Raw genomic sequence first — 23,994 nt, 5'->3', positions numbered from 1 at the left:
CTTAACCACAGCACCATGACTCTCCTGCTCCCCAGCCTCCAGGCCGAACGCATCCGCGCCGCCATCGTCGACTACCTGTCAACGACCTTCGCGCTGACGGATGCCGAGCCCCGGCGCGCCCTCACCGACTTCCTCCAGAACGAGCACAACGGTGTCTTCGTCGGCCCCTTCGTCCGCCTTCGCCTGCCCTACGTCCCCGCGAGCGCCCGCTCCGAGGTCCTCGACTGGGACCCCGGGCTCACGCCCTACCGCCACCAGGAACAGGCCTACCAGCGCCTCACCACCAAGGGCGGCCACCGCCCCCAGCCCACCCTCATCACCACGGGCACCGGCTCCGGTAAGACCGAGGCCTTCCTCCACCCTGTCCTCGACCACGTGCTGCGCGCCCGGGCCGAAGGTGTCACCGGACTCAAGGCCCTCATCCTCTACCCCATGAACGCCCTGGCCTCCGACCAGGCCGGTCGCCTCGCCCGCCTGCTCACCTCCGACTCCTCGCTCGCCGGCATCCGCGCCGCCCTCTACACCGGAGACGCCTCGGCCACCCCGACCGCGAGTGTCAGCCCGTCCTCCCTCATCACCGACCGCCACGCCATCCGCGCCGACCCGCCGGACATCCTCCTGACCAACTACAAGATGCTCGACCAGCTCCTCCTGCGCCCAGAGGACCGGGCCCTGTGGAGCACATCCGCTGCCTCCCTCACCTACCTCATCCTCGACGAATTCCACACCTACGACGGCGCCCAGGGCACCGACGTCGCCATGCTCCTGCGACGCCTCGGCCTCGCCCTGCGCGCCCGCCTGGCCGATGACGACCCCCGCCAGGCCGACTACGAGCGCTCCCCACTGGGTCCCGTCTGCCCCGTGGCCACCTCCGCTACCCTCGGCGACGGCGGGGACCCCACCCACATGCTCGCCTTCGCCCGCGACGTCTTCGGCGCCAAACTGCCTCCTGAGGCCGTCATCACCGAGACCCGCACGGACCTTGACACGTGGGCCGAGCCCCACCGGGCGGCCACCGCGCGCCTCGGCCTGAAGGCCCGCCGCCTCACCGCGCTGTCCCCCACTGACCTCGCCCACCTGGCCGACCTCGCCGACCAGCCTGTCACCGACTCCGCACAGCTCCTGGCCGACGTCGTCTCCATCCTCTACCAGCTCCAGGACGACCAGCCCGCCGACCGCGTCACAGACCTGATCGCCCCCAACCTCGCCCACGCCATCCAGTCCCACCCCGACATCATCGACCTCATCAGCCGCGCTAACCGGGCCGCGCCCCTGGCTGGCCTTGCCGCCTCCGTCCTCTCCCCCGCCCAGCTGACAGACCCCGCCGTCAGTCGCCAAGCCCTGGCCGTCCTCCTCGCCGCTCTGTCCACCATCCGGGCGGGACTGGACGGAGCCCCTGACCGCAGTGCCATCGGCGTCGAGGTCACCCTCTGGATTCGCGAGGTCACCCGTGTGGACCGCCTCCTCGATGCCCGCCCCGCCTTCCGCTGGTCGGACACCGCCGACCGATCATCCCAGGATGTCCCCGCACGGCCCGCCCTGTACTGCCGCTCCTGCGGCCGCTCCGGATGGGGCATCAGCCTCGCCCCCACCGGGCAGGGTGAGAAGGCCGACCAGAGCGAGGTCCGCCGCGACCGCGTCCTCGGCGACACCCGCTTCCGCGCGCTGCTCGCCGCCCCCGGTGAGGAGGCCGACTACCGTCGCCGGGTCGAGACCGGTGAGCCGGATCCGGCCCGCCACCACCCCGGGCTTCGCTGGTACTCCGTCGCCGACCGAGAGCTCCTCACCCGCATCCCCGAGGAGGGCTCTCTAGAGACCCGCGAGGGCCGCTACCTACCGGTGCTCGTCCTCACCGGCGACGATCGCGCCATCGCCGAGGACACCACCCACGACGTCTGCCCCTCCTGCGGAGCCGCGGACTCCATCCGCTTCCTCGGCTCCGCCGTCGCCACCCTCCTATCCGTCAGCCTCACCACCCTCTTCGGCGACGACGCCCTCGACGACGCCGACAAGCGCGCCCTCGTCTTCACCGACTCCGTCCAGGACGCCGCCCACCGGGCCGGCTTCATCGACCAGCGCTCGCACACCATGAGCCTGCGCTCCGCACTGCGCGGCACCCTCAACACCGAGACGACCCTGGTCAATTGGGCCGATACCACCCTCGACGCCGCGGCGAACGACGCCTTCGACCGCTACCGCCTCGTCCCCGCCGCCCTCGCCGAGCACCCGCAGTTCAAGCCCTACTGGGAACCCGATGCCACCGCGAGCGAGCGCCGCAAGGCGGCCGTCTACGTGCGCCGTCGACTCCTGTTCGACATCGCCCTGGAGATCGGTCTCCAGTCCACTTACGGCCGCACCCTGGAGGCCACCGGATCCCTGACCGTCCACGTGGATGCTGGCCAGTCCACGGACCTGATCCGGATTGCCCGAGCGGCTCTCGGTGGGGGCGGCGCGCCTGACTCCCTGCCCGGCCTGGAGTCGCTCACCGAGGCTGGCCTGCTCGCCTGGGTGCGCGGAACGGTGGAGCGCATGCGCCGCGACGGCGCCATCGATCACGAGTGGCTCAAGCGCTACAAGGAGGAGGACGGCAAGCGCCTGTGGATCTGGTACAAGCGCCGCCGCGACCAGGGCCAGCCCGCCTTCCCTGCCGGACGCTCCGCGCCTTCCTTCCCTCAAGTCAAGGGGAATATCAATACTCGCTACTCGGCTTTCACACCGGTCCTCTCCCTGAAGTCCTGGTACGCCATCTGGGCCCGCGCGTGCCTGGGCGTCGCCCCCACGCACGCCGCGCGCCTCGCCGCCGCCCTGCTCGCCCAGCTCGCCGAGGCCGACATCCTCTCCGCCACCCCGACCGTCTCGGGTGGCACCGTCTACGGCCTGCCCACCGACCGGGTCCTCGTCACTCCCCTGGGGGCCGGAAGCACAGACAAGCTGCTCCTCGTCTGCGACGTCTGCCGCAGCCAGCTGCCTGCCGCGCCCGCCACCGTCGACCAGCTCGCCGGCGCCCCTTGCCTGGTCGCCCGCTGCCCCGGGCGCCTGGCCGCCACCCGGCACCCCGCCGACAGCTTCTACCGCAGCATGTACACAGCCTCTCATGTACGGCGGGTGGATGCCCACGAGCACACCTCCCTGCTCAATGCCAACGCGCGGGCCGCCGTCGAAGAGGGGTTCAAGCGCCCTATCCAGCAGCCCGCCGACCCCAACGTCCTCGTGGCCACCCCCACCCTGGAGATGGGTATTGACATCGGGGATCTGTCGACCGTCATGCTCGATTCCCTGCCGGACGCGGTCGCCTCCTACGTGCAGCGGGTCGGTCGCGCTGGCCGCCGCAACGGCTCCGCCCTCGCACTGGCCTACGTTCGCGGGCGCCCCAGACAGATCCGCCTCCTGGAGGACCCCGCTCACCTGCTCGACGGTGCCGTTGCCCCACCGTCCACCTATCTGGGCGCCGAGGAGATCCTGCGCCGCCAGTTCCTCGCCTACGTCATCGACACTCTCACCCGTGAGGGCCACCCCGCCGTCCCGGGCGGAGGCCGGGGCCGGCCCATTGCCCGAACCGTCTTCGACACGCGCGGTCAGGGCACCTTCCTCGCTGCCGTCATCGAGCGGATCGCCCGCGACGGCGCCGTGCTCGCCGCCGCCTTCACCGCTACCTTCACCAACCGCACACCCGCGCTGGGCCGGCTGGCGCACTGGGTGAGCGCCGACGACGGGGCCGGCCCACGCCTCATGCTTGAGCAGGCCGCTGCCGAGTACCGGGCCGAGGTCGAGCAGCTCCACCACCAGCGCGAGCAGATCGAGGTGGCCCTGCCCGAGCTCATCGCCGCCACTGAGCGCCCCAACGCCACCGAGGAGGATCGGCGCGCTTTGCGCGGAGCCAAGAGCGCTCACAAGGCCATCGGTGCCCAACTCATCAGGCTGAATGACGAGCCCTGGATCGCCGCCCTGGAGAGGCACGGCGTCCTTCCCAACTACGCCCTCATCGATGACTCCGTCCGGCTATCCGCCCGCGTGTCCTGGCGCGACCCGGAGACTGACGAGTTCAAGACCGAGCCCTACGACCTCGACCGCGCTTCCGCCCATGCCCTGCGCGAACTGGCCCCAGGGGCTGCCTTCTACACCCACGGCATGGAGATGCGCATCGACGGGGTGGACTCCTCCAACCTGGCCGCGCAGGCGCGCTGGTGGCTGACCTGCGCCTCCTGCGGCTACGTCCAGGACGACGACCCCTCCGACACACCGCCCGCGGCCCCGAGCCAGTGCCCACGCTGTGGGGACACGAGCATCGCCGACGTCGGGCGGGCGCGACGCGTCCTGCGCCTGACCCGCGTCTTCGCCGACGTCGCCCGGGACGATGCCCGCATCAGCGACACCCGGGACGAGCGGGCCTCCGTCAGCTTCGAGGTCCTCCCCCTGGCCGACCTCGACCCCACGCGCGCCGAGCGGCAGTGGAGCGTCAAGGCCACCGGGCTCGGGCTCAGCCGGTTCCGGAACCTGCCCCTGCGATGGCTCAACACCGGGCGGGCCCTACCGGGACAGTCCGTCGACCAGGTCGGCAGCACACCGGTCCGTGCCCGCGGCTTCCGGCTGTGCGAGGCCTGCGGCAAGCTCGATTCCAGCACCGGGGTCTCCTCCCCGGGAGAGCATCGCGCCTGGTGCGCGCACCGCGGCGACCCGCGCGAGCACGTCATCCAGATGGACCTCATGCGCGACCTCGTCACTGAGGCTCTCGCGATTATCCTTCCCCAGGAGTTCGCCTCTGACCCGATCGGGGTGGCCTCTCTGGCCAGTGCCCTCATGCTCGGGCTGGAGATCGCCACCGGCGGCACCCCCGACCACCTGGGCGTTATGGCCGTGACCTACCCGGTGGGTCAGGGCGGTCCCGGCGAGACCCGCCCGGCACTCCTCCTCCACGACACAGTTCCCGGCGGCACCGGCTACCTCACCGGTCTCGACGAGCCCACCGTCATGTGGGGCCTGCTCGTGAGCACCGCCCAGCGCCTCGAGACCTGCCGCTGCGCAGCCGAGGGCAAGGACCTGTGCCACCACTGCCTCCAGCGCTACACCGTCGACACGGCCACCAGGGAGGTTTCCCGCGCCTCGGCCCTGCACGCCCTAAGGCTCATCCTCGGCCTCGACACCCACGAGACGGCCGGCGACCTCGACCCGGCCGAGCCCCGCTGGGCAGTCACCGAAGAGCCCGTGCGTGCCGGTTCCGGTGAGAGCCCCCTGGAGGCGCGCTTCCGCACCGAGCTCAAGGAGCTGCTCTCCGCCCGGATGAGCGTGCGCGTCATCGGCGACGCCTCCGGGGCGCCGGCCCTCGAGCTCGACGGCGGTCGTTGGCGGCTGCGCCCTCAGCTCGACGTGGGGCGCACTCGTCCTGACTTCACAGCGCTGCACGTCTCCGGGCGCGCCCCCATCGCCATCTACACCGACGGTCTGAGGTATCACGCGAGCCGAAGGCACAATCGCCTGGCCGACGACGCGAGGAAGCGCGCCGCCCTGCGCGCCCGCGGCTACCGGGTCATCTCCGTGGCCAAGGAGGATCTCGACGGCGCATGGAACCCGCAGTGGCTCGACAAAGAGGCGGCTACTTCCCTGATGAACGGCCACCTGGTCGCGGCCCGCGCCGCGGCCATCACCGACGAAGCGATCGAGGTCTGGCGGGGCGGGCCCATGGCTCTGCTGGCAGCCATGCTGCGTGATGAGGACAGCGGCGTTGGCTCCCGGTCCACTGCGCTGTCCGCCCTCGCCGCCTCGGTCGGGGTGCCACTCATCCACGGCGCCGCCGAGCACAGCGCCTTCTTCGGCAACGCCACGCTCAACTACGCAAAGGCCAAGCGCCCAGAAGCGGATCCGACCTGGGAGGCGGTCCACGCACTCCTGCCCTCCCAGGCCCTGCCCACCCCTCTCGCCCCCACGACGACAGTCTCAGGAGCAGTCTTCTACGGGCCACACCTGGCCCTGGCGCTCCAGATCAGCGGAACAAGCACGACCGGCATGGCACTCGTCATCGATGACTCCGAGGAGGCGCTGGCCTCGCCCGAGCATCGGGACGCCTGGCTGAGCTGGCTGCGCCTGAGCAACGTCCTCCCTTTGTCCGGTGTCCCCGTGACGATCACGACGACGAGCCACGCCCTCGAGGAACTGCGCGATCGCGCCACCGTCGCTGACGGGCCGGGCTCTGACGCCTCGGCGATGAGGGATCTCGGCTGGGACAGCATCGACCGGGAACTTGCCGCCCCACAGGTCCTCACACTCCTGCCCTATCTCGCGGCCGCCGGTGTGCGCTTCGGGCGGGAGGGCCAGGAGGAGGCCGACGGCGTCATGACCGATCTGTCGTGGCCGGATGAGCGTGTCGCCGTCGTCGTCGATCCCCACGACGATGAGGTCACCGCCCTAACCGCGGCCGATTGGCGTGTCGTAAGGGTGGGGCATGATGCTGCCGTCACCGCCGACGAGATCCGCACGCTTCTGGAAGGACGCTGATATGCCCACGATTGTGTGGCCCAGTAACAAGCCCAAGGACGCTACTCGCAAGGACCCTTCCCTGCGCTCGAAAATCGGCCCCTTCCTCACCAAGCTCTCCGCCGGGACCACCAGCGCCGGGCTCCATGTGGAACCCATCCGGGAGTCGGTGGACCGCAGGGTGCGCACTGCCCGAGTCACCGACTTCTACCGGGCCGTGCTCTTCGAACTCGACGGCGACGGACAGCCCGTCTACGTCATCCACGGGATCTGGCCGCATGACGAGGCTATTGAGATCGCCCGGAGCGTGACCGTCGGCATCAACCCGTACAACGGCATCGCCCAGGTCTTCGACGTCCGTGACGCCACCGGCCAGGACGCGCACGCCGTCGATAAGGCCAGGCGCGATGCTCGCCGGCGACTGGACGCGGCGCGGAGGGAGGCTGAGGAGATCGCCCGCGAGGCCGCGCGCCTCGAGGCCGGCAATGCCGAGGCGCGCCGCCGTGTGGAGGCTGGTTCTGCGATCTCTCTCCCCCCGCGGCCTGGGGCTGAGAGTAGGGCGCCGGCACCCAGGGCTGAGGCGGCGAGGCCCGGCGTCGTCGTGACAACGCGTGACGATCGTCCGGTATGGCCGGATGGTCTGACAGTGGAGTCCCTGCGCGACGAGCTGGGCATCGACGTCCGCCTCGCCGCCGCAGCGCTCGCCGCCACCTGCGAGTCCGAGCTGCTCGACCTGGCGGCCACCGCCTCCCCCTCCTGGCAGGGCGAGGCGCTGCTGGCGCTGGCCACGGGAACGAGCATCGAGGGCGTGCGTGAGGACTTCGAGCTCCTCCACCCGCAGGAGGTCAAAGCTGAGCCCACTGACGCTGAGGTCATCTCGGGCCTGCGTCGCAGGGCCTCTCGCGCTGACTTCACGTGGCTGGAGACCGATGAAGACCTGCGCCGCGCCATCGAGGGCCTCACCTTCGCGCAGTGGCAGCTCTTCCTCCACCCCCAGCAGCGCCATCTGGTGGAGCGGCATTCCAACGGTCCCATGAGGATCTCCGGCGGGGCGGGAACGGGTAAGACCGTTGTCACTGTGCACCGGACGGCCGCCCTGGCCAGACGAATGGCCGAAATGGAGCAGGGATCGGCTCGCTCCGACACTGCTAGGCGCGGGGGCCAACGAACGGGCACGGCGCGCATCCTCCTGACTACTTACACGCGCAACCTCGCCGACGACCTGAGCCGTCAGCTGGCGCAGCTGGCCCCGGGCATCGCCTTCGCGGAAAAGGTCGATGAGCCGGGTGTGCTCGTCTCCGGCCTGGACAGGGTGGCTCGGGCCATCCTCCAGCGGGCTGGGGAGAGCATCGCGCCGGTCGCCGAGCGCGTTCTGGGCCGGCGCCGCACCCGAATCCTCGCTTACGCCAAGAATGACTTATGGGGTGACGTTCTCGCATTGACGGGTGAGGGATTGCCCGCCAATCTCCAGTCAGCAGACTTCCTTGCCTCCGAGTACGAACTCGTCGTACTGCCGCAACACGTGACGACCCTCCAGCAGTATCTGCGCGTGCGCCGTCCGGGCAGGGGTGTGGCGCTTGATCGTCGCAAACGCGCTGAGGTGTGGGCGGCCATGGAGCGCTACCGGGACCGCAGCGCGGAGCTGGACGTCACTTCCTTCGCCGAGCAGCTCGCCCTAGCCGCCGCTTGGCTCGACGCCGAGGCGAAGCAGGACAGGGCGCGGCCCTTCGATCATGTGCTCGTTGACGAGGCGCAAGACCTCACCCCAGCGCACTTGCTGCTCCTGCGCGCGCTCGTCGAGCCTGGGCCAGACGACCTCTTCCTGGCCGAGGACTCCCACCAGCGGATCTATGGAAAGAAGATCACGCTGAGCCACTACGGGATCAACATCCGGGGCCGGTCACGGCGACTGACCCGCAATTACCGCACGACCCGCCAGAATCTGCGCGCCGCTTTCGAGATCCTCGATGCCGGGTCGTACGAGGACATGGAGGGGCGTGCCGAGGAGCACCGGTACATCTCACCGCGATCCGGGCCCGAACCGGTCCTGCTGCACGCAGGGTCCCGAGCCGAGGAACTCGACCTCGCGGCGCAGCTGCTTCGCGGTTGGTTGTCGGAGGACAGCGAGCAGCGCGAGGCGGGCGCGGAGACCATCGCTGTCCTCGTCCGCGACCGCTATCGGCGCGATGCGGTTGTCACTGGCCTGGCTGAGCGGGGCATCGACATGCGCCCGGTGGATAGGGAGGCGATGGGCCGGGGGCGCCCGGTGGCGATGACCATGCATCGCGCCAAGGGCCTGGAGTTCCGCAAGGTTCTGCTCTTCGACATCTCGGAGGCCTCGATCCCCCGTGCACTGCGCGACCAGCAGTACTCGGATGCCGACTACGCTGACGCCCTCCTGCGTGAGCGCTCCCTGCTGTACGTGGCAGCCACCCGCGCCCGCGACCAGCTCGCCATCTCCTGGAGCGGGCAGGCCAGCCCGCTGCTGGAGGGGCTCGCGCGGAAGGGATGACGTGCGCGCCCACACACCGCACCTCGAAGGTATTTCGTATACGCTATAGGTGTGGGTGAGCACCTCCTTCACGGCAGGATCGTGAGCGACGAGCAGATTCAGGCCTGGGCTGACGAGGCCGAGGCCGGCTATGACCTGTCCCAGTTGCCCAGGGCGCGTCGCGGCCGCCCGCCGGTGGGCGAGGGGCCTGGTGTGGTGGTTCCGGTCCGACTCGACGAGGCCACCCTCGCGGCACTGATGGCCAGAGCCGAGGCCGAGGGCCTGGCCACTCGCTCAGACGCAGTCCGAGCAGCCGTGCGCGAATGGGCACACAGTGCCTGACTTGCATTCTTCGGCTCGCAAGCACTACCGCCGCGATCATCTCGATGACGACGCCGTTCGCTACGCGGCCTCCCACGTGTTGATCTCACGCCCGCTTGACGACGAGGACGACCCGCGGCGCTGGCTCATGATCGCCATCGATCCGGCTGGTCGCCTCCTGGAGCTCGTAGCCCTCATCTACGACGACGGCTATGAGCTGATCATTCATGCGATGAAGGCTCGCCCCCACTATCTCAACGAGTTTCAGTCATCGTCCCCGCACTCTGACAGCACAGCTGACAACTGGGAGAAGTAGTTGTACTGCGCCCACGAGGCCCGATCCCCGATGACGTACAGCCGGCGCTTAGCACGACTCGCGGCGACATTGACGAGATTGACCGTCTGCGCTGCCCACGCCTTCGCCCCCGGTCGCTGAGGATTGCCTCCCAGGACGAGGAAGACGACGTCGGCCTCCCTGCCCTGCGCAGTGTGGATCGTGCCGGCGCGAAGGCCCGGGTAGTCGCGCTCCAGCGCCTTCAGCGCATTCGCCATCTCCCGGAACGGAGATATCGCGATGATCCGGGACGGGCTCACATGTCCATCCTTGAGCACGGAGATGAACTCGCGCAGTTTCTCGACCTGCCCGGGCTGCATATGCGATCCCTGTACGCCCGCGGGGACGTCGATCCACCGGCTGGGCAGTACGCGGGGGCCATCGGGGCCGTCGAAGACGTCGCCCAGGCTCGCGCGGGGCTCGAGCCCGTTGATCATGATGCCGTCGTAGGCGATGCTGTTGCACAGGCCGAACATGGGTGGATCGCACCGCCGGTGCACGGTCAACGGGGCGCTGACCCATACGGGGCGCCCATCCTGGTGGAGGGTTGTCCCGAAGTGAGAGCCCCGGTCGGTGAGAGTCTGCACCGACGCCCGCGGCGGGATCCACGACGGGTCAACACCGTACGCCGCAGCAATATCGAGCATGGCCTTGCGCGGCATCGTGACAACGGGCTCGAGCTGAAGGGGGTCGCCGACGGCCACCACGCGCTTCGATCGCCAGATCGCCCCGACGGCGTACTGCGGGGCGGCCTGGCCCGCCTCGTCGATCAGCAGCCACCCGAGGCTCTCCGCTTCGAGCCTCGCGAACATGCGGCCGTAGGAGGCGAACGTCGTTGAGAGCACTGGGACGACGAGGAACAGGATCTGCCAGGCGGCACGGTTCTCCTCCGGATCCTTAAGGGCATCACCGCTCACGACGCGCATCGCGGCACGCAGCCCTCTGAGCATCTTATCGGCCGCGTTCGCCAGAAAGTCCTCGTGCAGGCGCAGCGCCGCGAGGAACAGCTCCGACCTGGCCTCGTCGAGCTCGGCGTCGAGCCAGGGGGCGCGCAGCTCGCGCAGTTCCTCTGACCACTGCGGTCCGGGATGCGCCTGACCCAGGCGCTCACGGTAGTCTGCCGACCGGGCAAGCAACTCATCCTCCTCGCGGTGGGCCCGCTCGGCGGCGTCCCGGGCGATGATCACCGCGTGCCGCTGCGCCTCCTCCCGCCAGCTCAGGCGCGCTGCCTGCTCCCGCAGGCCCCGCTCGGCCTCCTCGGCGTCCCGCAGACGCTGCTCGAGCGGAGCCAGGGCACTGCGCCACTCGCGGGTTGCGCGCCCCAGGGTCAGCAGTGTCTCGAGGGCACCGGGTCGGGTCTCCACGTGCCGGTTGCGGGCCCGCTCAGCCGCTTCGCACTGCTCCTGAGCCTCGCCGCGGGCCTGCTCGCACCCGCGTAGCTCCTGAATGGCCTCCGCCAGGAGAACGCTCTGGCGCTCCGCCTCGTCGTCCGCCCGTGCCCGATCGTGGCCGGCCTGCTTGAGGCGCTCAAGGCATATCTGCGCCTCGCGTCGCACGTCCACCAGGTCGGCCACTCGCCGCTCCGCCCGCCTGAACGAGGCTCACGCCTGCGACCAGATCGGATGAGGCGCCGTTCCGCTCTTCCATTCCTGGAGCCGTGACAGCATGCGCGGGGCGGTGCCGAGCTGGCGCCGCCCCGTTCTCGGGTCGATCTTGTCGAACCAGAACTCGTTTCGGAACACCGTCCGGTTCCTCTTGCTGCCCAGTCGTGCGGCCACGAGCCCCCAGGCGGGTTTGCCACTGGACGGTCCGCCGGCGCCCCCACCGCCGCTCCTGTCTTCCCATCCCCTGCCGTTCGGGCGACTCCTGCCTGCCTCTTTAGCGCTATCAAGAGGTCTTGATCTCCTGCCATCGTTCTCGCGCCGGGGTGCGGAGGCCGTCAGGAGCGCCGACGCGATATCCGAGAAGTAGTCGGCTCGCCCCCGCCACCGCTCGTCGATGGCAGCGGCGCCGGGAATCTCGGTACTGATGTTCTCCACGGCAGTGTTGTTCGCCGAGGCCACCACCATCTCGAAACCGGTCAGCTCCTCGCGCAGCCTGGGAACGCTCCAGTCGAAGCGATCGTCCCCCCACCGCATTGATTCTTCGACGAAGGCATCGTCCGCACGTTCCAGCGCAGCCAGGCGTCTCGCCCTCTCGACGACGTTGCCCGCCACGATGTCGCGCAGCATGGTCGTCTTCCCCGTCCCCGGAGGGCCGTTGACCCCCATGAGGCCGCGCGTCGGACCGAGATCGGCCAGCGCCTGGTTGACGGCGAACTGCTGCCTGAGAGCAAGCGTGTGCTGCGGTGCTGAGGGCCATCGGCCCGCGGGAATCCGGTCCGCTCCAACTCCCGCGTTGACGAGGTCGTCATCCTTCATGACATCGATCCGCGGGCCGACGGGCGATGCCGGGACCTGTGGGCCACCGTCGGCCAGGTATGAGGCCAGCGCTACCGGGCACCGCCCAGTAGCGACATCAGCGCGCACGGCGGCAAGGTCCTTGAGGAAGAAGCTGTTGAGGAAGTCGATATCCGCTTCCCCGGCACTGCCCGCGCGCACGAGGACAGATTTGATCAGCACGCGCCTGCTCGCGAGCTCGGCCACGGCGTCGATCCCCGACACGCTGTGCGCGAGAGCGGTGAGCAGGGCCGGCGCGGCATCACAACACTCGGCCATCTCGGCGAAGCTCCGCTGAGCGGCGTCGAACTCGGTGCCCCATGACGGGACCGGCGCGTGCAGGTGCACGGCGAGTCTGGCGACGGCCCACAGGGAGGAGGACAGCACCGCCGACCCGGGCACAAGGTGCCCCTCGTCATCGACCTGCACGCCCGCACAGGCACTCATGCCGCCGCGCCGCTCGTCGAAGGCATCGCGGTCGTCAGTGAAGGCGCGATGCAGGTACTGGTAGGCGTTCTCCAGGTCGTAGACCCCCAGGTAGAGGGTGTGCCTCCACACGAACTTCTTGCCATCCTCCTTCTTGGGTGCGAGCACCTCCCAGGGCAATCGCTGCCCCGGTCTCCACTCGACGACCTGGTACCGGCCCTCCGATCCGGCGGGCTCGGTGCGATTGGGCACCTTCTGGGGGCTGAACAGCTCCAGCAGCCACCAGTAGTCGAGCAACCGCAGGCGATGGGCAGTCGGGGAACTCGGAGTCATGCCCGCAGCCCGCACTGCCGGGCCTGCGCCGCGCACCGGCCCCCCGCTGGTCATCTCACCAGGCAGGCTCACGGCTCATACCCGAAGGACGAGGGGGCCGGGCGCCCGGCCTCCAGGATCGCGCGCAGGTCCTCCGGTGAGACGCGGCGGTCGGGGTCGAAGGCCTTGGTGGCGTAGCGGCGGTGGGCGGTGGCGATAACGGACCGGCGCTCGGTCTCAGTGGCCATGGCAGGGCTCCTGACACGGGTGGAGGGATGGACAGGACATCCGCGCCTCAACTTAGCACCGGCCAGCCGGGGCGAGGACCCGTTCGGTCATTCGCCCGCCGACCGAACCCCCTGGGCGATGCGCGAGGACATGGGCCGCGCCCCTGCGCGGGGGCGCGGCCCATTATCGGCCCAGGGCTCGGCCGGGCCCGACGGATCGCTCGCCGTTCAGGCCTCGATGACCTTCGAGCTGTCGCCGTGGGCGACGCTGATCTTGCGGGGCTTGGCGTCCTCGGCCATGGGGATGGTCAGGCGGAGCACGCCGTCGGAGTACTCGGCCTCGATGCGGTCGAGGGCCACTCGACTGCCCAGGGTGAGCTGGCGGGCGAAGGTGCCCGTCGGGCGCTCACGGGTCAGCCAGGAGCGCTCCCCCTCGCCCGCGGTGGTCTTGCGCTCGGCGCGCACGGTGAGCGTGCGGTCATCGACGTCGACGTCCACGCTGGCGGGGTCGACTCCGGGCAGGTCGATCTCCGCGTAGAACGTGTCGCCCTCGCGGAACAGGTCCATCGGCATGCCGACGGCAGCGGGGCTGCGGGTGAGGTCGGTGAAGAGACGGTCCATGTCCTGGAAGGGGTTGAGGGTGCGAGCCATGATGTTCCTCCTGCGGTTGCTCACGGTTGTTGTCGGATGGTTCGTACGGCCTCGGGCCGGCCCGGGGGTCGCTAAGGGCCTCCGGCCGGTTCCTCGGCCGATGACACCCGTGACAACAGGAGCACCCGGACACCTATTCCCAGAAGTTGAGTCCAACTCACTCAAGGTTGTGCGACGGGTCGGAGGAGCCCAGGACGCGCTCCGGGAACGCCTTCGACATTCATGGCAGGGCCATCCACGAGCCCAGCACCCACCGAGCGGGCGGCGAGAAGGGACGTCCACGGATGAGTGGGGCGAGTAATCCACGACGCCCCGAACAGCCGCCGCTCAAACCTTGAGCCCGTCGGGCGTTGTCTACTGGTCGGGGGTGTCTTGGCCGGATTGATCGTGGCCTGGTTGCCGACGTGCGAGGAGGTCGTGGACGCGTCCCCGGGGCACGTCGGCAGCCCCACCGCCAGTCCACAACCCCAGGGCGCGTCCTCACCCCCGGGGCGAGCTGACCCGGATACGAGAAAACCCCGCGATACCGATGAAAAATACGACTCCAACGAACGGATGGCGCCCCGTGAGCCGACGACTGCGCCGCGCACCCGCAAGCGCGGGCGGCATGGGAGTCGGGCTGGCGGGATTTGAACCCGCGATCTCCTGCTCCCAAAGCAGGCGCGCTACCAAGCTGCGCTACAGCCCGAGGATGCGGCAGCGGGGCGGCCCTCCGTGGAGGGCGCCCCGCTGGCCTCATCGAGCGGGTGACGGGAATCGAACCCGCGCAATCTGCTTGGAAGGCAGAGGCTCTACCATTGAGCTACACCCGCAGAAGGCGGACGGCGCCGCCGCCCGCGCCGCGCACGTCAGTGCTCGAGAAGACCGGTCTTGTAGGCCTTCACCAGACGACGGGGCACGCTGATCTCACGGCCGTTCACCTTGATGGTGTCGAGCTGGGGGAGCTCGGCCTTCCACTGCGAGCGGCGGTTGCGGGTGTTGCTGCGGGACATCTTCCGCTTCGGCACTGCCATGGGCCCGCTCCTCTCAAAGTCTCCTTGGGATCTTCCGATCCCGGCGAACAGGACCAGGGGACACCATAGCCAGTCAGCACAAGCCGCTTCCAGTTGGCGATGGCACCCAGAGCTGTGACATCGGTCCCGTCACCCCCTACCGCCGCAGCTCCACGACCCTTGCACGACCCTTGCACGGCACTCCACCACGAGCCCGCCACCGGCCCGGCGATCGCCGGGGCACTCATGGGAGCATACCGTCATGCCCGCCGAGCGCCCCGAGCCCGCTTCCCCCGCCCCCGCCGGCGGTGCCGCGCCCTGTCGGCTGACGCTCGCGCCGGGCGAGCAGCCCGAGACGGACCTGGAGGTCAAGCGATCCCACTTCCTGGCGCGCGCCGAGCGAGCCGACGACGAGGACGCCGCCCGCTCCTTCATCGCCCGCATCCGCTCCCGCTATCCCGACGCCCGCCACCACTGCTCCGCCTTCATCGTCCCCCAGCCGGGCGCCGCCCCCGGCTCCCCCGCGATCGAGCGCTCCAGCGACGACGGCGAGCCCTCGGGCACAGCCGGCCAGCCGATCCTGGAGGTCCTGCGGGGCAGCGGGCTCACCAGCGCGGTCATCGTCGTCACCCGCTACTTCGGGGGGACCCTGCTGGGCACCGGCAGGCTCGTGCGCGCCTACTCCGAGGCCGCCTCCCGGGCCCTCGCCGCCGCCTCGCGCGTGAGCATCAGTGAGCGGGCGCTGTGGGAGGTTCGGGTGCCGGTGGCGCGGGCCGGCCGCCTGGAGGCCGAGCTGCGCGCCGCGGGGGCGGCCGACGGCGCGCTGGCAGTGGAGGGGATGTCCTGGGGGGCGAGCGACGCCGTCGTCCTCCTGTCCACGCCGGTCGGCGGCCCCTCCCCCGATGAGCTCATCGCCTCGCTCACCGCGGGGGGCGCCAGGCCCGCCCCGGTCGGCACGAGGCTGGTCGAATCGCCTCTCCGGTCACCGGCCTGAGCGGGGCCCGGGACTCCCCCTCTCCCACCTTCCCCCCTCTCCGCTGACGGCGGATCGGGCCGGCTCACGATCCGAGCCGCTTGACGTCACCCACCGGGGCGGCATTAGGGTCTGTCCCACAGCGCCTGTCGCCATTTCCCGGTCACGGCGCCATTCGCGAGAGGAGGACCCCATGATGCCCGTGCCGGCCACGTGCCTCATGCGCGAGATGTCCGCCTCCTGCAGCCTGTGTCGCTAGAGCGCCAGGCTCCTCAAGACGTGCGCGCGTCGCTGCGCGCATGCCCGGCGCTCCGGGACCGCAGGCCCCTCGACCACCCCTGCACCATCGCGGCCGCGAACCGCCCCCCTCTCATACTCCTCCGTCTCCCGGACGCCCCTGTGCGCATCAGCGCGGTGGGCCCGGAGCGCCATTCACACCTCAAGGAGAACCCATGTCCCACGCATCCCCCATTGCCGCGAACGTCACCGACCTCGTCGGCTCCACCCCGCTGGTCCGCATCAACCGCATCATCTCCGGCCCCGCCACCGTCCTGGCCAAGGTCGAGGCCTTCGAGCCCGCCAGCAGCGTCAAGGACCGCATCGCCCTGTCGATCGTGCGCGCCGCCGAGGACTCCGGCGCGCTCGCGCCCGGCGGCACCATCGTCGAGGCCACGAGCGGCAACACCGGCGTCGGCCTGGCCATGGTCGGCGCCGCCCTGGGCTATAAGGTCATCATCACGATGCCCGAGACGATGTCCAAGGAGCGCCGAGCACTCATGCGCGCCTTCGGCGCCGAGCTCGTCCTGACGACCGAGGGCGGCGTCGCCGGAGCCGTCAGGCGCGCCGAGGAGATCCAGGCCTCCACCCCCAACTCGATCCTCGCCTCCCAGTTCACCAACCCGGCCAACCCCCGGATCCACCGCGAGACCACCGCGCTGGAGATCCTCGAGCAGGCCGGGAAGGTCGACGCCTTCGTCGCCGGCATCGGCACAGGCGGCACCCTCACCGGCGTCGGCACCGTCCTGCGCGACAAGGTCCCTGGCGTGAGGATCTACGGCATCGAGCCCAGCGAGTCCCCGCTGCTGAGCGAGGGCACCGCCGCCCCTCACAAGATCCAGGGCATCGGTCCCAACGTCGTCCCCGAAGTCCTCGACCAGGGCATCTGGGACGAGCTGCTGCACATCACCTCCGACGACGCCATCGCCTACGCCCGCCGCGCCGCGCGTGAGGAGGGCCTGCTCGTGGGCATCTCCTCCGGCGCCGCCCTGGCGGGCGCCGACCTGCTCTCCCAGCGCCCGGAGCTGGAGGGCAGGACGATCGTCACCGTCCTGCCGGACACCGGCGAGCGCTACCTCTCCACGCCGTTGTACTCCGACTACCTCAACTGAGCCGCTAGTCGCCCCACGGCGCCTGAGGGCTCGCCCCGGGCCGACGGCGGTGGTCCCGGGAACAGGATCGCCGCCGTCGGCGTTGGGGCATGGGGCGACGGCGCGAGCCGCTCCCCGCGCCCGATCAGAGCGCCCCACCGACCGAGGAGAGTCATGTCCCACAGCCACCGCTCCCTACTGGCGCAGGCCAAGGAGGACCTCGCCACCGCGCGGCGCCGGGACCCGGCCGCCCGGACGAGCGCCGAGGTCGCCCTCCTCTACCCCGGTGTTCACGCCGTGTGGGCCTACCGGGCCGCGCACCGGCTGTGGAACGGCGGTCACCGCTTCGCCGCCCGCGCCCTGTCCCAGGCCGCCCGCAACCTCACCGGCATCGAGATCCACCCCGCCGCCGAGATCGGCGAGCGCTTCTTCATCGACCACGGCATGGGGGTCGTCATCGGTGAGACCGCGGAGGTGGGCGACGACGTCCTCATGTTCCACGGGGTCACGCTCGGCGGGGTCTCCATGAACCCCGGCAAGCGCCACCCCACGATCGGCAACAATGTGCAGATCGGGGCCGGCGCGAAGGTGCTGGGGCCGGTCACGGTGGAGGACGGCGCGAAGATCGGCGCCAACGCGGTGCTCATCAAGAACGTCCCCCAGGGGCATGTCGCGGTCGGCGTGCCCAGCCGCGTGCGCGACCCCAAGATCGATCCCGAGCTCATGACCGATCCCACCATCTACATCTGACCGGCACCCGCCCCGGGCGCCCTCCGGGCCGCCGGTCGCCCGCGGAGAGCGGGGACGGCGTCAGGCGCGCTGGCAGGCCGGGCACCAGAAGAGACGGCGCCCGGCGACCTCCCGCTCCGCGATCGGCGTTCCGCAACGCAGGCAGGGACGCCCGGCGCGGTGATACACGTACCAGCGGGCGGCCTCCGGATCGTCCTCGGGCAGCGGAACGGGGACGTCGTCGAGGTCGACGGTCGTGATGAACCCCGTGGCCACCCCGTACTCCATAAGGGGGACCAGATCGTCCCACACCGCCCTCAGGCGGGCCCGGCTCACCCGGTTGCCCGCCCTGAAGGGGCTGATGCCGCAGCGGAAGAGCGTCTCGGCGCGGTAGATGTTGCCCGCCCCGGCCAGCACCGACTGGTCCATGAGCAGCTCGCCGATCGCCTTGCGGCGCGCCCGGGCCGAGGCCACGAAGGCCTCCCGCTCCCCGTCGGCGCGAAGCGGGTCGGGGCCGAGGCGACGGCGAACCGCCGCCACGCCCTCGGCGTCGAGCACCTCGCAGGCGTTCGGCCCGGTCAGGTCCGCCACCCCGTGCTCGCCGAGCAGGCGCAGCCGGACGGCGCCGCGCGGCTCGGGCGGCACCCACGCCCCGGGCCGGACGCTGGGCGCGCCGGCCCCATGGCCCGCGCCGCCATCCGTATCCTCGGCGCCTCCCGTCAGGCCCGCCAGCGCCGAGCCACCGCCGCCGCGCAGGGCGTGCTCCCCGCGCTCCCCCACCTTCCGTCGCGGCGCCCCGATGGCGTGCGGGGCGGTGAAGCGGGAGTCGCCGTCGAAGGTCCATGAGCCGTACAGCCCCAGGTGGATGCGCAGCCACACGACGGCGCTGTCGTCCACCGGCATATCGGCGCGGGGCGCGAAAGCTGTGAAGAGGTGCTTGCCATGGGCCTGCGCCTCCAGGAGGACCTGGCCATCGAGGAGGGCCGCCCCGGCGGCGAAGCGGCCCTGGGGCGAGGAGACCCTCAGTGCCCGCCCGCCGTAGAGCTCGGTGAGGGCGGCGGCGAGTCGGTGGATGGTATGTCCTTCGGGCATGGGCCGACGGTACCCGGTGCGCGGCCCGCGCCCGCGCACCGGCGGTGAAGGGCGGGCGTCAGAGGCGAGCCCGCAGGTAGCCGGCGACCGCCTCGCGCATGTTCTGCGGGCCTCGGGCCAGGGCTTGGGCCAGCGGCTCGTCGGGGGACCCCACCTTGACGAGGTCGCGCACGCCGTGGTCGAGGAGGATCTCCGCGCCGGGCTTGATCCGTCCGGCGAAGACGACGCACGGCGCGCCCGCCTCCCGGGCCAGGCGGGCCACGCCCGCGGGCGTCTTGCCATTGAGGGTCTGCTCGTCGACGGAGCCCTCCCCCGTCAGGACGAGGTCGGCCCGCTCGATCGCGTCGCGCAGCCCGATGGCCTCGGCGACGAGCTCGACACCGGGGCGCATGCGCGCGCCGAGGAAGGCGCTCAGCGCGAAGCCGAGCCCCCCGGCCGCCCCGGCCCCCGGCTGCGCCGCCTCGGCCCGCGTGCCGGTGAGCTCGGCGAGCCGGGCGAGGCGGGCGTCGAGGATCCCCACCATGTCGGCGCTGACGCCCTTCTGGGGCCCGAACACCGCCGTCGCGCCATTCGGTCCGGTCAGCGGGTTGGTGACGTCGCAGGCCACGAGGATGGTCGCCCCGCGGGCGGCGGCAGACAGGCCCGCGAGATCGATGCGCTCGATGCGCCCCATCCGCGCCGGCTCAGGACCGACCGGCTCGTCCGAGGCGTCGAGGAGGCGGACGCCGAGCTCGGTGAGCATGCCCAGCCCGCCGTCGTTCGTCGCCGATCCGCCCAGGCCGATGACGAGGGTGCGGGCGCCGCCCTCCAGTGCGTGCGCCATGAGCATGCCCAGGCCGCGCGTGCTGGAGCGCAGGACGTCCCGCTCGCCCGGGGCGACTCGCTCCAGCCCGGCGCTGCCGGCGACGTCCATGACGGCGCGGTCGCCGGCCAGGCCGTAGACGGCCTCGATGGGGCGCCCGAGCGCGTCGGCGCTGGGCGCGCTGATCATGTCGGCGCCCCAGGACGCGGCGACCGCGTCGACGAACCCCTCCCCGCCGTCGGACATGGGCATCAGGACGGTGCGGGCCCCGGGGACGGCGTCGCGCACGCCCTCGTCCATGGCCCTGGCGGCCCGGAGGGCCGTCATGTTCTCCTTGAATGAGTCCGGTGCGAGCACGATCCGCATCGCCGCTCCCCTCTCATGTTCTCCTCAGTCAATGGCTCGCCCCGCGCTCGCCTCAGGCGCGCCCGCAGCGCGCCGCCTCGTAGGCGGCCAGCTGGTCGATGCGGCGCTGGTGGCGCGCCGCCCCGCTGAAGGGCTCGGCGATGAAGGCGTCGACGATCGCCAGGGCCTCGTCCAGCGAATGCATGCGCCCGCCCACGCTCACCATGTTCGCGTCATTGTGGGCGCGGGTCAGACGCGCCGTCTCCAGGTTCCAGGCCAGGGCGCAGCGCGCGCCGTCGACGAGGTTGGCGGCCATCTGCTCGCCGTTCCCACTGCCGCCCAGCACCACTCCGAGACTGCCGGGCTCGTCGACGACGGCCTGGGCCGCCGCCAGGCAGAAGGCGGGGTAGTCGTCGTCGGGGTCGTAGGAGAAGGCGCCGTGGTCGATGACCTCATGGCCGGCATCCTGGAGGTGAGCGACGAGGGCCTCTTTGATCTCGTAGGCGGCGTGGTCCGTGGCGATATGGATGCGCATGGGTCGATTCTGCCCCAGCGCCGCGGCGCGCGCCCACCCCCGCCGGCCCACAGATGTGCGAAGCGGCATGGACCCCGGGTTAGGTTGGGCGCATGACCACCACAGCCAGCACAGGCAGCACAGCCAGCGCCCCTGAATCACCCGATGCCGGCCGTGTCCGCGCGGGAGTCCTCGAGCTCGACGCCGTCGACGCCGGACTGCGCCCGCAGGACGACCTGTTCCGGTACGCCAACGGCTCCTGGCTCGCCTCCGCCGAGATCCCCGCCGACCGCCCGGGCACGGGCTCCTTCACGCTCCTTCGCGACGCCGCCGAGGAGGCCTGCCACGAGATCCTGCGCGACGCCGCGGCGGGCGAGGAGGCGGCCCAGCCCCGCCCCACCACGTCGGCGGGCAAGATCGGGGCCCTGTTCGCGACCTTCATGGATGAGGAGCGCATCGAGGCCTTGGGCGCAGCGCCCCTGACCCCCGAGCTCGCCCCCGTCCTGGAGGCCCCCACCAAGGAGGCCCTCGCGCGGGCCCTGGGGGCGGGCGCGCACTTCACCGGACCCATCGACGCCGGCGTCTACAACGACATCAATGATCCGGACCGCTACACCACCTGGATGGACCAGGCCGGCCTCGGCCTGCCCGATGAGTCCTACTACCGCGAGGAGGGACGCCAGGCCCTGCGCACCGCCTACGTCGCCCACGTGGCCAGGATGCTGGAGCTCGCCGGGCTGCCCGAGCGCCTCGGCGCGCTCGCGCAGGACCTGGCCGAGCGGATCATGGCCCTCGAGACCTCCCTGGCCAAGGGCCACTGGGACCGCGTGGCCTGCCGGGATATCGACAGGACGAACAACCCGATGACCTGGGAGCAGATCGTGGGCTCCTCCCCCGCCTTCCCCTGGGAGGCCTGGCGCGAGGGCGTGCGGGCGGCCGCCGCCGCGGCGGGGGTGGAGGGGACCACCTACCTGGACGAGACGATCGTCAACCAGCCCGACTACCTCGCCCATATGGCCGGCTGCTGGGAGTCCACCCCCGTGGAGGACCTGCGGGCGTGGGCCTGTTGGCATATCGTCCAGAGCCGGGCCACGCTGCTGTCCAGCGACTTCGTGAGCGCCAGCTTCGACTTCTACGGCAGGACCCTGCAGGGCACCGATGAGCTGCGGCCGCGCTGGAAGCGCGGCGTGGGCCTGGTCGAGTCGAGCCTCGGGGAGGCTCTGGGCGAGATCTACGTGGCCGAGCACTTCCCGCCCGAGCACAAGGCCGCCATGGAGCGGCTCGTGGCCGACCTCATCGAGGCCTACCGGGGCTCCATCTCCTCCCTGGAGTGGATGAGCCCGGCCACCCGCGAGCGCGCCCTGGCCAAGCTCGACCAGTTCACCCCCAAGATCGGGTATCCGGACACCTGGCGGGACTACTCCGCCGTCGACATCACCCCCGGGGACCTACTGGCCTCCATCCGCTCGGTGGAGGCCTACGAGAACGCCCGGGCCCTGCGCAAGCTGGGCGAGCCGATCGACCGCGCCGAGTGGCATATGACCCCGCAGACCGTCAACGCCTATTACAACCCGGCGATGAACGAGATCGTCTTCCCCGCCGCGATCCTCCAGCCCCCGTTCTTCGACCCCGGGGCCGATGACGCCGTCAACTACGCGGGCATCGGCGCCGTCATCGGCCATGAGATCGGCCATGGCTTCGACGACCAGGGCTCGACCTTCGACGGCACGGGGAAGGTCGCCGACTGGTGGACTCCCGAGGACCGTCAGGCCTTCTCCACGCGCACCTCCGCGCTCATCTCCCAGTACGACGCCCTGATCCCGGCCGCCGTCGCCGCCAGGCACGAGCAGGCCGGCACCCCTGCCGACGACATCCCCCATGTCAACGGCGCGCTGACGATCGGGGAGAACATCGGCGACCTCGGGGGCGTGGGCATCGCCCTCAAGGCCTACCGTCTGGCCCTGGCCCGCGCCGGCATCGAGGGCTTCGAGGGGGCACCCGTCATCGACGGCCTGACGGGCCTTCAGCGCTTCTTCTACTCGTGGGCGAGGATCTGGCGGACGAAGAACCGCGACGATTACGCCGAGCTGCTGCTGACGATCGACCCGCACTCGCCGGCAGAGTTCCGCTGCAACGGGATCGCCAGCAATGTCGACGCCTTCTACGAGGCCTTCGACGTGTCCCCCGGCGACGGCATGTGGCTCGACCCGGAGCAGCGCGTGTCCATTTGGTAAGACCGCGGCTCACCGACAGGGGGCGGCGGGGAGCACTCCCCACCGCCCCCGTCGCGTCCCATGGGCTCCGATGATTCCTGGGAGCCGGCCGGTCACCGCCAATGAGCGCCATTGCGGGCCATGGGCGGTCGTCGGAACGGACGGGACCGTGTACGGTGCGCAAGCCCCCGGGACGTGAAACGGGCTCGTCATACAGGCGATGCGCCCTTGCGACCGCAATCGGATCGGTGCAAGATCGTGACCGTCCCCAGGCGCCCCATGGCGCACCCCGACCTCAAGGAGGACACAGATGCGTCTTGGACGCCCCTTCGCCATCACCGCCGCGGCCCTTCTCGCCGCCGGCGCCGTCACCACCACCGCGACCGCCGACGAGCCCGACTTCGCGTTCAGCGACGACGTCGCCGACACCGCCGACCCCGCCAGCACCGCCTTCCCCGTCAGCGGCACCGGCTGCGCCAGCACCGCCGAGAACCCCGCCACCGTCCTGGTGACCCTCGCCCAAGGCGACTCGGACGACAACATCAAGGCCGCGACCCCCACCACCATCAACGTCGCGCCCGGTAACAGCACCTGGTCCGGCACCATCGACCTGGCCGACGCCGTGGGGCAGGTCGGCGTCGCCCCGACCACCGAGCCCTGGGTCCTCGCGGCCCAGTGCGTCCAGTACGGCAAGGACGATGGCACGATCACCGCCCAGCGCCTCATCCTGGACGCCACCCAGGCCGAGGCCGCGCTGACCCTCAAGGACGACGGCGACGCCCAGAGCTTCGAGTTCTCCGGCTCCGGCTTCACCCCCGATGAGACCGTCACGCTGACCCTCAGGGACGGCAACGGCGACGTCGTGGCCACCCTGGCCACCATGACCGCCGACGCCGAGGGCAGGGTCGCCGCCTCCTTCCCGGCCCCGACCGGCATCGCCGACGGCTCCTACGACGCCGTCGTCGAGGGCTCCCGCTACGGCGAGGGCGGCACTCTCGAGCGCAAGGTGGCCGTCTCCGGCGGCATGTTCTCCTACGAGGGCAAGGACGGCAGCGAGCTCATGGGCTCCCCCGACGCCACTGCCACTGCTGCCCCGGCCACCCCAGCCGCGGTGCAGAACGTCGCTGCTCCCGCCGCGGCGCAGAACACCGCTACTCCCGCCGCGGCGCAGAACGCCGCCCCCGCGAAGGAGGACCTGGCCAGCACCGGTGCTGACGCGATGACCTTCATCATCATCGGAGGCAGCCTCGCCACCGCCGGCGGCCTGCTCCTGGCGGCCCGTCATCGTCGCGCCTGACG

Annotated in this window: 17 protein-coding genes and 2 tRNA genes; 8 read left to right on the top strand and 11 right to left on the bottom strand. The window is 71.0% G+C overall.

Annotated elements, in window-relative coordinates; translation table 11 throughout:
- Positions 1-15 precede the first annotated feature (15 nt).
- Genes B6G06_RS02315 through B6G06_RS02305 form a run of 3 tightly spaced genes read left to right on the top strand, consistent with a single transcriptional unit; the run spans position 16 to position 9,301 of the window.
- On the top strand, positions 16-6,489 hold the full coding sequence (locus B6G06_RS02315; RefSeq protein ID WP_081170783.1) for a DEAD/DEAH box helicase: 6,474 nt from the start codon (positions 16-18) through the stop codon (positions 6,487-6,489).
- Position 6,490: 1 nt separating this feature from the next.
- Positions 6,491-8,980, top strand: a complete 2,490-nt coding sequence (locus B6G06_RS02310; RefSeq protein ID WP_081170781.1) for a 3'-5' exonuclease — start codon at positions 6,491-6,493, stop codon at positions 8,978-8,980.
- A gap of 51 nt (positions 8,981-9,031) precedes the next feature.
- On the top strand, positions 9,032-9,301 hold the full coding sequence (locus B6G06_RS02305; protein WP_081170779.1) for a ribbon-helix-helix domain-containing protein: 270 nt from the start codon (positions 9,032-9,034) through the stop codon (positions 9,299-9,301).
- A gap of 85 nt (positions 9,302-9,386) precedes the next feature.
- Here the strand turns inward: B6G06_RS02305 and B6G06_RS10610 are convergent, their stop codons facing one another.
- From B6G06_RS10610 to rpmF, 8 genes are all read right to left on the bottom strand, one after another.
- Positions 9,387-9,509, bottom strand: a complete 123-nt coding sequence (locus B6G06_RS10610) for a hypothetical protein (RefSeq protein ID WP_268237220.1) — start codon at positions 9,507-9,509, stop codon at positions 9,387-9,389.
- A 35-nt stretch (positions 9,510-9,544) separates the two neighbouring features.
- Positions 9,545-11,188, bottom strand: coding sequence for a DEAD/DEAH box helicase (locus tag B6G06_RS10445; RefSeq protein WP_240494085.1), 1,644 nt, complete (start codon positions 11,186-11,188; stop codon positions 9,545-9,547).
- A 27-nt stretch (positions 11,189-11,215) separates the two neighbouring features.
- Complete coding sequence (locus tag B6G06_RS10440) at positions 11,216-12,811, bottom strand: DEAD/DEAH box helicase family protein (protein ID WP_240494084.1); 1,596 nt, start codon at positions 12,809-12,811, stop codon at positions 11,216-11,218.
- A 68-nt stretch (positions 12,812-12,879) separates the two neighbouring features.
- Entirely contained in the window at positions 12,880-13,038 is a 159-nt protein-coding gene (locus B6G06_RS02290; protein ID WP_229657941.1) for a nitroreductase family protein, read from the bottom strand.
- 207 nt (positions 13,039-13,245) lie between these two features.
- The gene (locus B6G06_RS02285) at positions 13,246-13,668 is read right to left on the bottom strand and encodes an Hsp20/alpha crystallin family protein (RefSeq protein WP_080462469.1); all 423 of its coding nucleotides are present in this window, start codon (positions 13,666-13,668) and stop codon (positions 13,246-13,248) included.
- Between the two features lie 614 nt (positions 13,669-14,282).
- Positions 14,283-14,356: transfer RNA gene (locus tag B6G06_RS02280), tRNA-Pro, on the bottom strand.
- Between the two features lie 53 nt (positions 14,357-14,409).
- Positions 14,410-14,480, bottom strand: a tRNA-Gly gene (locus B6G06_RS02275).
- 36 nt (positions 14,481-14,516) lie between these two features.
- Positions 14,517-14,681, bottom strand: coding sequence for a 50S ribosomal protein L32 (gene rpmF / locus B6G06_RS02270; RefSeq protein WP_073451189.1), 165 nt, complete (start codon positions 14,679-14,681; stop codon positions 14,517-14,519).
- A gap of 241 nt (positions 14,682-14,922) precedes the next feature.
- Here rpmF and B6G06_RS02265 point away from each other — a divergent pair, with 241 nt between their 5' ends.
- From B6G06_RS02265 to epsC, 3 genes are all read left to right on the top strand, one after another.
- Complete coding sequence (locus B6G06_RS02265) at positions 14,923-15,654, top strand: IMPACT family protein (protein ID WP_081170775.1); 732 nt, start codon at positions 14,923-14,925, stop codon at positions 15,652-15,654.
- A 431-nt stretch (positions 15,655-16,085) separates the two neighbouring features.
- On the top strand, positions 16,086-17,021 hold the full coding sequence (cysK, locus tag B6G06_RS02260; protein WP_081170773.1) for a cysteine synthase A: 936 nt from the start codon (positions 16,086-16,088) through the stop codon (positions 17,019-17,021).
- Between the two features lie 153 nt (positions 17,022-17,174).
- Positions 17,175-17,750: a serine O-acetyltransferase EpsC gene (epsC, locus tag B6G06_RS02255; protein ID WP_081170771.1), complete on the top strand. Its 576-nt coding sequence runs from the start codon at positions 17,175-17,177 to the stop codon at positions 17,748-17,750.
- A gap of 60 nt (positions 17,751-17,810) precedes the next feature.
- Here the strand turns inward: epsC and B6G06_RS02250 are convergent, their stop codons facing one another.
- Genes B6G06_RS02250 through B6G06_RS02240 form a run of 3 tightly spaced genes read right to left on the bottom strand, consistent with a single transcriptional unit; the run spans position 17,811 to position 20,503 of the window.
- Positions 17,811-18,821 carry an Fpg/Nei family DNA glycosylase gene (locus B6G06_RS02250; RefSeq protein ID WP_081170769.1) on the bottom strand — a complete coding sequence of 337 codons (1,011 nt, stop codon included), beginning with the start codon at positions 18,819-18,821 and terminating at the stop codon, positions 17,811-17,813.
- A gap of 58 nt (positions 18,822-18,879) precedes the next feature.
- Positions 18,880-19,989 (bottom strand): glycerate kinase, encoded by a 1,110-nt coding sequence (locus B6G06_RS02245; RefSeq protein ID WP_081170767.1) that lies wholly within the window; start codon positions 19,987-19,989, stop codon positions 18,880-18,882.
- 52 nt (positions 19,990-20,041) lie between these two features.
- A complete protein-coding gene (locus tag B6G06_RS02240; RefSeq protein ID WP_080462475.1) occupies positions 20,042-20,503 on the bottom strand; it encodes a ribose-5-phosphate isomerase in 462 nt (153 codons plus the stop codon).
- A 92-nt stretch (positions 20,504-20,595) separates the two neighbouring features.
- On the opposite strand from B6G06_RS02240, the gene B6G06_RS02235 reads away from it, so the two are divergent.
- Both B6G06_RS02235 and B6G06_RS02230 read left to right on the top strand, forming a co-directional pair.
- A complete protein-coding gene (locus tag B6G06_RS02235) occupies positions 20,596-22,716 on the top strand; it encodes a M13 family metallopeptidase (RefSeq protein ID WP_081170765.1) in 2,121 nt (706 codons plus the stop codon).
- A gap of 289 nt (positions 22,717-23,005) precedes the next feature.
- Positions 23,006-23,992, top strand: a complete 987-nt coding sequence (locus B6G06_RS02230; protein ID WP_081170763.1) for an LPXTG cell wall anchor domain-containing protein — start codon at positions 23,006-23,008, stop codon at positions 23,990-23,992.
- The last annotated feature ends 2 nt before the right edge of the window (positions 23,993-23,994 follow it).

The sequence above is a fragment of the Actinomyces gaoshouyii genome (genome assembly GCF_002076915.1).
GTDB lineage: Bacteria > Actinomycetota > Actinomycetes > Actinomycetales > Actinomycetaceae > Actinomyces > Actinomyces gaoshouyii.
Note: the sequence above shows the minus strand (reverse complement) of the source record. Positions and strands in the feature narration are given on the sequence as shown.